At 72.6% G+C, this 11,288-nt stretch carries 9 protein-coding genes; all 9 read right to left on the bottom strand.

The genetic code is table 11. The annotated features are described in order from the left end of the window. Positions 1-2 precede the first annotated feature (2 nt). The 9 genes from FDO69_RS14320 to rsmI all read right to left on the bottom strand — a co-directional run bounded on the left by FDO69_RS14320 (position 3) and on the right by rsmI (position 11,178). Positions 3-1,790, bottom strand: a complete 1,788-nt coding sequence (locus FDO69_RS14320) for an outer membrane protein assembly factor BamB family protein (RefSeq protein ID WP_104780175.1) — start codon at positions 1,788-1,790, stop codon at positions 3-5. 192 nt (positions 1,791-1,982) lie between these two features. Further along, the gene (locus tag FDO69_RS14315; protein ID WP_104780174.1) at positions 1,983-3,794 is read right to left on the bottom strand and encodes an ABC-F family ATP-binding cassette domain-containing protein; all 1,812 of its coding nucleotides are present in this window, start codon (positions 3,792-3,794) and stop codon (positions 1,983-1,985) included. Positions 3,795-3,865: 71 nt separating this feature from the next. Further along, positions 3,866-5,080 carry a HEAT repeat domain-containing protein gene (locus FDO69_RS14310; protein WP_104780173.1) on the bottom strand — a complete coding sequence of 405 codons (1,215 nt, stop codon included), beginning with the start codon at positions 5,078-5,080 and terminating at the stop codon, positions 3,866-3,868. Positions 5,081-5,147: 67 nt separating this feature from the next. Continuing rightward, complete coding sequence (locus FDO69_RS14305) at positions 5,148-6,050, bottom strand: 4-(cytidine 5'-diphospho)-2-C-methyl-D-erythritol kinase (protein WP_104780172.1); 903 nt, start codon at positions 6,048-6,050, stop codon at positions 5,148-5,150. Then, the gene (gene rsmA / locus FDO69_RS14300; RefSeq protein ID WP_104780171.1) at positions 6,047-6,937 is read right to left on the bottom strand and encodes a 16S rRNA (adenine(1518)-N(6)/adenine(1519)-N(6))-dimethyltransferase RsmA; all 891 of its coding nucleotides are present in this window, start codon (positions 6,935-6,937) and stop codon (positions 6,047-6,049) included. The genes FDO69_RS14305 and rsmA overlap by 4 nt, the downstream gene beginning before the upstream one ends. 31 nt (positions 6,938-6,968) lie before the next feature. Beyond that, positions 6,969-8,381, bottom strand: coding sequence for a resuscitation-promoting factor (locus tag FDO69_RS14295; protein ID WP_104780301.1), 1,413 nt, complete (start codon positions 8,379-8,381; stop codon positions 6,969-6,971). Between the two features lie 250 nt (positions 8,382-8,631). Next, the gene (locus FDO69_RS14290; protein ID WP_104780170.1) at positions 8,632-9,522 is read right to left on the bottom strand and encodes a TatD family hydrolase; all 891 of its coding nucleotides are present in this window, start codon (positions 9,520-9,522) and stop codon (positions 8,632-8,634) included. 79 nt (positions 9,523-9,601) lie between these two features. Further along, positions 9,602-10,030 carry a hypothetical protein gene (locus FDO69_RS14285; RefSeq protein WP_104780169.1) on the bottom strand — a complete coding sequence of 143 codons (429 nt, stop codon included), beginning with the start codon at positions 10,028-10,030 and terminating at the stop codon, positions 9,602-9,604. A gap of 299 nt (positions 10,031-10,329) precedes the next feature. Then, on the bottom strand, positions 10,330-11,178 hold the full coding sequence (gene rsmI, locus FDO69_RS14280) for a 16S rRNA (cytidine(1402)-2'-O)-methyltransferase (RefSeq protein ID WP_104780168.1): 849 nt from the start codon (positions 11,176-11,178) through the stop codon (positions 10,330-10,332). Positions 11,179-11,288 lie beyond the last annotated feature (110 nt).

The raw sequence follows: 11,288 nt of genomic DNA, 5'->3' as shown, positions 1-11,288 counted from the left end.
AGTCACTTGCCGTAGGCGAGCATCAACTTCTCCTTCGTCTCGTCGTTCCCGCTCAGCCGGGTCGTCGAGATGTAGAAGCGCCCGTCGACCCAGTCGATCTCCTTGGAGAAGAAGCTGTTCTCGATGTCCGCGGCACCCTCGGGGTTCTGCAGCAGCTTGGACGGCTTGTGGCTGCCGCCGCCGGTCGGGATGGACACGATCTGCCCGCCCGCGTCGTACGACGGCTCCACGTAGGCGATGAGCTTGCCGCCCTCGGTCTTCACCGGCAGCATCGACTCGTCGCCGGGTGACTTCACGCGCCACTTCTCCTTGCCGTTCGCGAGGTCGACCGCGACGATCTCGTTGGCGCCGGTGGTGGCCTTGGTCGGCAGGTAGAGCGTGGAGTCGTCGGCGGCGACGCCCTGGCAGCCCGTGAGGTCGCGCTCCAGGATCGCCCAGCCGCACTCGGGGGCGAAGTCCTCGTCGAAGCCGACCTGCGAGCGGAACTTGCCGCCGGAGGTGAAGGTGGAGATGTTCCAGGCCTTCTTGTCCTCGTTGGTGCTGTAGACGACCAGCGGGCTGACCGAGTAGGTGCGCGCGACCCGCCAGCCCTTGTCGAACGGCTGGGTCCACTTGGCCTTGCCGGTCTTCGGGTCGAGCTCCTGGACCTCGTCGTGCTCCTTGTCGCTGCCGGCGCCGCAGGAGGAGACGGCGATCAGCTTCTCGCCCCCGGCGAACGCGGCGGGGAAGCAGGCGTTGCCGTACTTCTTCTTGTCGAAGAGCTTGTCGCCGTTGGTGACGTCGTACGCCGTGCCGGACTGGGAGCGGCCCACCATCAGCGTCTTGCCGGTGATGGACAGCTCGACGGAGAGCGTGGAGTCGAACAGGGCGCCGTCGGCGACCTGTTCCTTCCAGCCCTTCTCGCCGGTGAGCAGGTCGATCTCCTGCAGCTGGTTGCACTTGGCGCGGTCGCTCGCGCCGCTCATGTACGCGACGACGATCTTGTCGTCGGACGTCTTCTGCGGGGTCGTCGCGCAGATCTTCTGTGGGAAGGTGATGGCGTCCCAGGACGGTTTGCCGTCACCGACGTTGTAGGCGAAGAGCTGCTTGTAGGCGGCCTTCACGGCGGTCTTGCCGGTGATCCACATGCCGTCGGCGTCGGCGCCGGAGCCGGGGGCGTCGGGCGCCTGCTTGTACCAGAGGACCTTGGCCTCGCCGGCCTGCCGGCCCGCGTTGAGGTCCTCCGGGTCCTCGCCGCCGTCGCCGCTGCCGTCACCGGGGTTGACCGGGGCGGAGGAGCCGGCCTTGGGGTCGTCGGTCTTCTGGGCGACGGGCTTCTTCTTGCCGTTGCCGTCGTCGTCGCCGGTGACGGCCCACACGGTGCCGCCGACCACGAGCAGCGCGGCGACGGCCGCGCCGATGATCAGGGCGGGCTTGCCCTTGAAGGGATTGTTCGAGCCGCCCCCGGGCGGGGTGCCGGGCGCGCCGGGGTACTGCGGCTGCTGCGGGTACCCGTAGCCGGGCTGGCCGTACGGGCCGGGCTGCTGCGGCTGGCCGTAGGGGCCCGGCTGCTGCGGCTGGCCGTAGGGGCCGGGGTTGTACGGGCCCGGCTGTCCCGGCTGCCCGTACGGACCGGGCTGCTGCGGGTAGCCGTATCCGGGCTGCGGCGGGCCCTGCGGGGGCGGCGGCGTCTGGGGCGGGCCCTGGGGCGGTGGCGGGGTCTGCGGTGTCCCGTAACCACCGCCCTGCGGCGGCTGGTTCTGCGGTGCTCCGAAGCCACCGTGCGGTGGCTGACTGGGCGGCTGAGTCATCAGCGGCTCCCCCGTTCGATCACTGATTTTTAGCCACACCCTGAGATACGACATGGGCTCAGAGTCGCTTCATAAAGTTCTAAGACGACTCTTTGTATCACCAGGTTCCGGCAGTGGAGCGGGCCGTCTCACCCCCTGTTCCCAAGGGAGAACCGGCCCGTGATGCCGCCGTTATGCGTCTTCACGCACCCTTCACGCGTCCTCGGCGAGTTCCAGCCAGCGCATCTCCAGCTCCTCGCGCTGACCGGCCAACTCCCGCAGCTCGGCATCCAGTTCGGCCACCTTCGCGAAGTCCGTGGCGTTTTCGGCGATCTGGGCGTGGAGCTTGGTCTCCTTCTCGGAGACCTTGTCGAGCTGCCGCTCGATCTTCTGCAGTTCCTTCTTGGCGGCGCGCTGGCCGGCGGCGCTCTTCTCCGGGGCGGCGGACTGCTGCTGCGCGGCGGCGGGTGCCGAGGAGGCCGCGGCCTCCTCCATGCGCTGCCGTCGCTCCAGGTACTCGTCGATGCCGCGCGGCAGCATGCGCAGGGCGCCGTCGCCGAGCAGCGCGAAGACGCGGTCGGTGGTGCGCTCGATGAAGAACCGGTCGTGGGAGATGACGATCATCGAGCCGGGCCAGCCGTCGAGGACGTCCTCCAGCTGCGTCAGCGTCTCGATGTCGAGGTCGTTGGTGGGCTCGTCGAGGAAGAGGACGTTGGGCTCGTCCATGAGCAGGCGCAGCAGCTGGAGCCGGCGGCGCTCACCACCGGACAGGTCGCCGACGGGCGTCCACTGCTTCTCCTTGCCGAAGCCGAACGTCTCGCACAGCTGCCCGGCGGTCATCTCGCGCCCCTTGCCGAGGTCGACGCGCTCGCGCACCTGCTGCACGGCCTCCAGTACGCGTGTGCTCGGGTCGAGTTCGGCGACCTCCTGGGAGAGATAGGCCAGCTTGACGGTCTTGCCGACCTTGACCTGGCCGCCCACGGGCTGCGTCTCCCCGTCGGTCCGGGACGCCTCGGCCATGGCCCGCAGCAGCGACGTCTTGCCGGCGCCGTTGACGCCGACGAGGCCGATGCGGTCGCCCGGACCGAGCTGCCAGGTGACGTGCTTGAGGAGGACCTTGGGGCCGGCCTGGACGGTGATGTCCTCCAGGTCGAACACCGTCTTGCCCAGCCGGGTCGAGGCGAACTTCATCAGCTCGCTGCTGTCCCGGGGCGGCGGTACGTCCGCGATGAGCTCGTTGGCGGCCTCGACGCGGAAGCGCGGCTTGGACGTACGGGCGGGCGCCCCGCGGCGCAGCCAGGCCAGCTCCTTGCGGACGAGGTTCTGCCGCTTGACCTCCTCCGTGGCGGCGATGCGCTCGCGCTCGGCCCGGGCGAAGACGTAGTCGGAGTAGCCGCCCTCGTACTCGTAGACCGCACCGCGCTGGACGTCCCACATGCGGGTGCACACCTGGTCGAGGAACCACCGGTCGTGGGTGACGCAGACGAGGGCCGACCTGCGCTTTTGCAGATGGCGGGCCAGCCAGGCGATGCCCTCGACGTCGAGGTGGTTGGTTGGCTCGTCCAGGACGAGCAGGTCCTGCTCCTCGATGAGCAGCTTGGCCAGGGCGATCCGGCGCCGCTCACCGCCGGAGAGCGGGCCGATGACGGTGTCCAGGCCCTTGGGGAACCCGGGCAGGTCGAGCCCGCCGAACAGGCCGGTGAGGACGTCCCTGACCTTGGCGTCGCCGGCCCACTCGTGGTCGGCCATGTCGCCGATCACCTCGTGGCGGACGGTGGCCTCGGGGTCGAGGGAGTCGTGCTGGGTGAGCACGCCGAGCCGCAGCCCGCCCGAGTGGGTGACGCGCCCGGTGTCGGCGTCCTCCTGCTTGGCGAGCATGCGGATGAGCGTGGTCTTGCCGTCGCCGTTGCGGCCCACGACACCGACGCGGTCCCCTTCGGAGACGCCGAGGGAGACGCCGTCGAGCAGGGCACGGGTGCCGTACACCTTGCTGACGTTCTCGACATTGACCAGGTTGACGGCCATTACTCTCCTGCCAAGGGGGATGGATCGACCCTCCAGGGTAGTCGCGCGCAGGGGTGCTCCGGCCGGGGCGGTCAGCCGCCGTCCGCTTCCTCCCGGCGGCGCCGGTAGCGCCACACGTCGTGCAGCCGCTCGTCGTCGCGCAGTTCCTCGGCCACGGGGCCGATGCGGTGCCCGGCCTCCAGGCAGCGCGGGTCGTCGCGCACGGCCAGGCCGGATACGGCGCCGATGCGGATCACCTGCTGTTCGTCATGGGTGAGCGAGACCAGCGCGTCCCCCACCTCGGGCTCGGGCCCCCGGTGGTGGGCGAGCCAGTGGCACACGGCCTCGCGTACGCCAGGGTCCTCGTCATGGGCCAGGGCGAGCACGGTGGTGAGGCTCTCGGGGCGGTGCACGGTCTCCGGCACCAGTGCGCGCACCCTCGGGTCCGGGTGGGTGAGGCACGACAGCCCGACGGCCTCGATCTCCGGGGCGCTGTCGTGGGTCATCGCGTGCAGGAGAACCGCCAGGACCTGCGGGTCCTCCTCCTGTTCGGCCCAGGGCACGAGTTCCCGCCCCCGTTCCCAGAACGGCTGGCCGCCCTTGACGACGTCTCCGAGGATCAGGGACAGCAGGAGGTCGGCGGCGAGCAGGCGGTGCGTCCGGTCGGGGTGGTCGAGCAGGTCCCGGCTGCGCTGCCAGGTCTCCTCGTCGATCCGCCGGCCGAGCGTGAACACGACGTCGCACCACACGACGTGGCTCCGGTCGGGGTGGGCGAGGGCACGGGCGGCCAGTTCGCCGAAGGGGGTGCGGATGCCGTACAGGGCCTCCATGGACGTCAGGATGGCCCGGTGCTCGTCGCGCACGGTCGCGGGGCCGAGCGTGAGCTGCTCGCACCACCAGCCGATCTCACCGTCCTCGACGCGGATCCGCTCGATGGGGCCGGTGAGGCCGGTGATGCGGCGCAGCTCGGTCTCCGCGCCCGCGTCGGCCCACCGTCGGGCCCGGGCCAGCATCTCCGCGCGCGCCGGTGCCGTGAGCGGTTTCCTGCCGGTGGCGAGCGCATGGGTCAGCAGGTGCGAGCCGCCGTCCACCGCGCGCGTCAGCGGGGTGCTGCCGTCGGGCAGCGGGCGCAGGGGGTCGGCACCGGCTTGCAGCAGCGCGTCGGCGACGTCCGTGTCGTACGCGGCCACGGCCAGGCAGAGGACCGGCAGGCCCTCGGCGAGGGTGTCGGGGTCGGCCCCTGACTCCAGCAGCGACGTGACCGCCTCCGCGTCCCCGCGCCGTACGGCCGCGACCAGTTCTCGCACGCTCGTGTCTCCCCCTGTCGAATCGACTGGGGGAGCCTAGGCGCCCGGCAGGGGCCGGGGCACGCGATTAACCGGCGGCTGCGACCGTCGCCCCGGGCGCCGGGCCCGACGCCGTACGCACCGTCCGGCACGTGCCGGACGCCAGCAGGGCCTGCGCCACCGCGGCGGCCGACTCCGGGTCGCGGACCAGGAAGGCCGTGGTCGGGCCGGAGCCGGAGACGAGCGCGGTCAGGGCACCCGCCGCCCGGCCGGCGGCCAGGGTGCCGGCGAGCTCCGGGAAGAGGGAGAGGGCGGCGGGCTGGAGGTCGTTGGAGACGGCGGCGGCGAGCGCGTCCGGGTCGCCCTTGGCCAGGGCGGCGAGGAGTTCCTGGGAGGCGACGGGCTCGGGGATGTCCGTGCCCTCGCCGAGCCGGTCGAACTCTCTGAAGACCGCCGGGGTGGACAGGCCCCGTCCGGCCATCGCGAACACCCAGTGGAAGGTGCCGCCGACCTCCAGGGGCGTCAGCTGCTCGCCCCGGCCGATACCGAGGGCCGCCCCGCCGACCAGGCTGAACGGCACGTCGCTGCCCAGCTCGGCGCAGATGTCGAGGAGTTCGTCCCGGGAGGCGCCGGTCTGCCACAGCGCGTCGCAGGCCACCAGGGCGCCGGCGCCGTCGGCGCTGCCCCCGGCCATGCCGCCCGCGACGGGGATGTCCTTGGCGATGTGGATGTGGACGCCAGGGCTGCGGCCGTACCGCCCGGCGAGCGCCTCGGCGGCCCGCGCGGCCAGGTTCGTGCGGTCCAGGGGGACCTGGTCGGCGTCCGGGCCGTCGCAGGTGACGCGGAGCTCGTCGGCCGGGGTGACGGTGATCTCGTCGTAGAGGCCGACCGCGAGGAAGACGTTGGCCAGGTCGTGGAAGCCGTCGGGGCGGGCGGCGCCGACCGCCAGCTGGACGTTGACCTTGGCCGGGACGCGGACCGTGACGCTCACGCGGTCTCCTTCTCCTGGTACCGGTTCGCCTTGTGCTCGGCGATACGCGCGAACTCTTCCACGGTGAGCGACTCGCCCCGGGCCTGCGGCGAGACCCCGGCGGCGACCAGGGCCTCCTCGGCCGCGGCGGCGGATCCGGCCCAGCCGGAGAGCGCGGCCCGCAGCGTCTTGCGGCGCTGGGCGAACGCCGCGTCGACGACGGCGAACACCTCGCGTTTGGCGGCCGTCGTCTTCAGCGGCTCGGTCCGGCGGACCAGGGAGACCAGGCCGCTGTCGACGTTGGGCGCGGGCCAGAACACGTTCCGCCCGATGGCACCGGCGCGTTTGACCTCGGCGTACCAGTTGGCCTTGACCGAGGGGACGCCGTAGACCTTGGAGCCGGGCGGGGCGGCGAGCCGGTCGGCGACCTCGGCCTGGACCATGACGAGGGTGCGTTCGATGGTCGGGAAGGTGTCGAGCATGTGCAGCAGGACCGGGACGGCCACGTTGTAGGGGAGGTTGGCGACCAGCGCGGTCGGGGCGGGCCCTGGCAGCTCGGTGACGTGCATGGCGTCCGAGTGGACCAGCGTGAACCGGTCGGCGCGTTCGGGCATGCGGGCCGTGACGGTCGCGGGCAGCGCCCCGGCGAGCACGTCGTCGATCTCCACGGCCGTGACCCGGTCGGCGGCCTCCAGCAGCGCGAGGGTGAGCGACCCGAGCCCCGGGCCGACCTCGACGACCACGTCGTCGGGGCGGACCTGTGCGGTGCGGACGATCCGGCGGACGGTGTTCGCGTCGATCACGAAGTTCTGTCCGCGTTGCTTGGTCGGGCGCACGCCGAGGGCTGCCGCGAGCTCGCGGATGTCGGCGGGGCCCAGGAGGGCGTCGGGGGTGGGGCTGCTGGTCACGGGACAAGGGTACGGGGGGTTGTGTCCTCGCCTATCCGTGCAGCCGTCCACCGCAGTGCGGCCACGGACTGGCGCCTCGCCGCACATAGAGCTTCTTCGCCCGGTACGTCTGTTCCGCCGCCGGGGCGTCCTGGGGGCGACCGGTGCCGCCCAGGGCCTGCCAGGTCCGGGTGTCGAACTGGTAGAGGCCGCCGTAGGTGCCCGAGGAGTCGACCGCGTCGGGCCGGCCGCCGGACTCGCAGGCGGCGAGGCCCTGCCAGTCGAGGTGGTCGGCGCCCTGCACGGACGCCGGACGCTGCTTGGTTCCGACCTTGACCAGCTGCGGGCTCGGCTCGCGCACCACCTCGGACCCGATCCGGCGCGGCTTCTGCGGGACTCCGTTGACCGTGCGCAGGGCGAAGGTGACCCGGCGCAGCCCCGGCTCGCCCGCCCGCTCCACGACCTCCGTGCCCCGGAACAGGGTCGGGTCCTCCGTCCGCCGCACCTGGAAGGGGATCGGCTCCTCGCGGACCTCCCTGCCGCCGGTGATCCGCAGCACCGTCACGGTCTGCCCGTCGCGCGGGAAGCCGCCCTGCGGTACCGAGGTGGTGTCCTGGCCGTTCAGGGTGATCCCGGCCTGCTCGACGACCTCCCGAACGGTCGCCGCGTTGGTGCGCACCGTGCGGGCGCGGCCGTCCGCCATGATCGTGACCGTGCGCTCGGTCCGCACGTCCAGGGCGAGGCCCCCGCGCCCGATGCGCCGGGAGCGCGACGTGGACACGTACGCGCCCTCCTGCCGCACACCGAGCTGCCGCAGCGCCCCCTCCACCGTGTGGGCGGTCGTCCACACCTCGCGCCGGTGTCCGTCGAGGGTGAGCCGCACGGGACGGGCGAAGTGCACGGCGACCTCGTCGCCGCTGCTGATCCGCGCGCCGGGTCCGGGCGCCACCACGTCGTGGGCGCCGACCTCGACGCCCTCGTCCGCCAGCAGCTCGGTGACGTCGTCGGCGAAGGTGTGCAGCGTGCGGGCCTTGCCGTCGACGTTCAGCTCGATCGCCTTGTCCTTGGCGACGAACGCCGTGGTGCCGCCCGCCAGGAAGGCGACGACGAGGGCCTGCGGGAGCAGCCGCCGCATGGGGCTGTCCGGACGCTCGGCGTAGCGCGTCCTGCGCCGGCGCGTGGCCCTGCGGTGCGAGCCGGTGCGCGCCGCGGCACGCGATCCGACGCGTGCTCCCGGGGCCGGATCGGGGCGCCCGGCGGGCCCGGGCGCGGGCTCGTCGTCGTCCGGAGCGCCCTGGCGGGGCAGCGCGGGGAGGGTCGGCGCCTCGTAGGCGGGCCGGTAGGTGTCCGCGTGGGCGCCGGGTGGCGCCGGTGTCCCGTAGGTGAGGGTCTCGGCGCTGTGCAGATCGGCCGGCGACACGTCGGACCCGCCGTACACCGGGCCGGCGTAGGCGGGGCCGTACATCTCGTACGCCGCGTGTGACTCGTAGGCCGCATGCGTCTCGTACGCCTTATATGTCTCGTATGCCTTATACGCCTCGCGCGACTCGTACGTTCCGTACGTCTCGTGCCGGGAGTTGCTCACGCCGACGCGCTCCAGGGGCCGGAGGGGGTCCAGAGGGGTCCGGATCGGGCCCCCAGAACCTAGCGGAGCGGCCGTCACTCTCCAAAGCGACGCGACTACGCACAGTCGTACGGTGAGGTGAGCGGCGGGGTCAGTAGCCGAACGCGCGTGCCGTGTTCGCGCCGAGGGCCGTGGCCAGCGCGTCCTCGTCGATGCCGCGCACCTCGGCCATGGCCCGCACGGTGATCGGTACGAGATAGGGGGCGTTGGGCCGCCCGCGGTAGGGCGCGGGGGTGAGGAAGGGCGCGTCGGTCTCCACGAGGAGGAGCTCCAGCGGGGCCACCGCCACCGCGTCCCGCAGGTTCTGGGCGTTCTTGAAGGTGACGTTGCCTGCGAACGACATGAAGTAGCCCGCGCTCGCGCAGATCTCGGCCATCTCGGCGTCGCCGGAGTAGCAGTGGAAGACGGTCCGCTCGGGAGCGCCCTCCTCCTTCAGTACGCGCAGGACGTCGGCGTGGGCCTCGCGGTCGTGGATGACCAGGGCCTTGCCGTGCCTCTTGGCGATCTCGATGTGGGCGCGGAAGGACCTCTCCTGCGCCTCCTTGCCCTCGGGCCCGGTGCGGAAGTAGTCGAGGCCGGTCTCGCCGACGCCTTTGACCTGCTCCAGCGCGGCCAGCCGGTCGATCTCGGCGAGGGCGTCGTCCAGGGCGGCCTGACCGCCGGGTTCGCGGGCGCCCTGCCGTGACCACCCGTCGGGGTCGCCGTGCACGATCCGGGGCGCCTCGTTGGGGTGCAGGGCGACCGTGGCGTGGACTGCGTCGTGGGCCGCCGCCGTCTCGGCCGCCCAGCGGGAGCCCTTGAGGTCGCAGCCGACCTGCACGACCGTCGTCACTCCCACCGACGCCGCCTTCGCCAGCGCCTCCTCGACCGTGCCGGACTGCATGTCCAGGTGGGTGTGGGAGTCGGCGACCGGCACCCGGAGAGGCTCCGGAAGGGGCGGGGCCGCGTTCTTGTCCGGGCGGCCGGAGGTGTTCGAAGGCATGCCCCGATCCTACGAAAGGGGCACGCCCTCCCCGGTGGGGGAGGACCGGGGAGGGCGTCGACAAGGGAAGCCGGACGGGTCAGCTCGCCTTGCGCTGGAAGGGGTGCAGCAGGTCGGACAGGTGCCAGTGGTGGTGCTCGCGCTGTTCCTCGCCGGCCACCGTCCCGGTCTCGGCGTCCGCGGTGGGCCCCTCCACGGGCCCGGCGGGCGGCGGCACGCGGTGGGGCCGGTGCGCCGCGTCACGCGCCGACGCGACCCGCCCGGGCCGCATGATCCGCACGACGTGGCTGTCGCAGTTGTGGCACTCGGGCTTGCTCAACGGGGAGGGAACCACCTTGCCGTCGGCCACGTAGAGGACGAACTCGTGACCCGCGGCGTCCGTGTGGTGCTCTATCTCGTACGACTGCTCCCAGCCGTGCCCGCACCGCATGCAGGCGAAGGAGTAGGACTCGTTGACGACTGCGGTCGCACCGGCGCGGAGCCCGGTCTGCCCTGCGATCTCACTCATGCCAGCTCCTGTTGGTCCGCTGTGGCGTGAGGACGATGCCGTCCCCGCAACCCAGTGGACTCCTCGGCCGGACCGATGGCAGCAGACCTGTCGACTGTTGGCCCCGATTTGGGCGTCCCTTGCCCCTGCGCCCCTTGTGCTTTGCCCCCGCATGGGGCGCACGCTCAAACGACATGCGCCCTGCTCAGAGGGGTTTCAGCGCCCTCGTGGGGAGCGCCCGGCAGGGGCACGGGGAACTGCGCGATCAACCCCCACAACCCGCGCCCCGCAAAGCATCCGAAGCCCCACCCCGAACCCGGTCACCCCGCCGCGTTCTTCGCGGCGACCACCGCATCGAACACAACCCTCTTCGGCACCCCGGCCTCCACCGCCACCGCGGCGATCGCCTCCTTGCGCCGCTCCCCCGCTTCCTCCCGCACCCGCACCCGCCGCACCAGCTCCTCCGGCCCGACCTCCTCGGGCCCCTTCTCCGGCGCGCCCTCCACGACGACGGTGATCTCCCCGCGCACGCCCTCCGCGGCCCACGCGGCCAGCTCCCCCAGCCCGCCCCGCCGGACCTCCTCGTACGTCTTGGTCAGCTCCCGGCACACCGCGGCCCGCCGCTCGGCCCCGAACACCTCGGCCATGGCCGACAGCGTGTCGTCGAGCCGGTGGGGAGCCTCGAAGTAGACGAGCGTCCGCCGCTCCTCGGCGACCTCCCGCAGCCGACCCAGCCGCTCCCCCGCCTTGCGCGGCAGGAACCCCTCGAAGCAGAACCGGTCGACGGGCAGCCCGGACAACGCGAGCGCGGTGAGCACCGCGGACGGCCCGGGCACGGCGGTGACCCGCACGTCCCTGTCGACGGCGGCGGCCACCAGCCGGTACCCCGGGTCGGACACCGACGGCATCCCCGCGTCCGTGACGAGCAGCACCCGCGCCCCACCCACCAGTTCCTCGACGAGTTCCGGCGTCCGGGCGGACTCGTTGCCCTCGAAGTACGACACCACCCGGCCCTTGGGGGTGACGCCGAGCGCCTGGGTCAGCCGGCGCAGCCGCCGCGTGTCCTCGGCGGCGACGACGTCGGCTCCGGCCAGTTCCTCGGCGAGCCGGGGCGGGGCGTCCGCGATGTCGCCGATGGGGGTGCCTGCGAGTACGAGGGTTCCGATCACGCTCCCATCCTCCCAGGGGCGGCGGGTGGGGACTCCTCCCAGGGGGCGGAGGATGCGGACGCATACGGCCATGCACGGGACTCACACAGAACGGTTCCCTACGATGGCGC

Origin of the sequence: Streptomyces tibetensis, assembly GCF_007655005.1 — a bacterium.
In the GTDB taxonomy this organism is placed as follows: Bacteria; Actinomycetota; Actinomycetes; order Streptomycetales; family Streptomycetaceae; genus Streptomyces; species Streptomyces tibetensis.
Note: the sequence above shows the minus strand (reverse complement) of the source record. Positions and strands in the feature narration are given on the sequence as shown.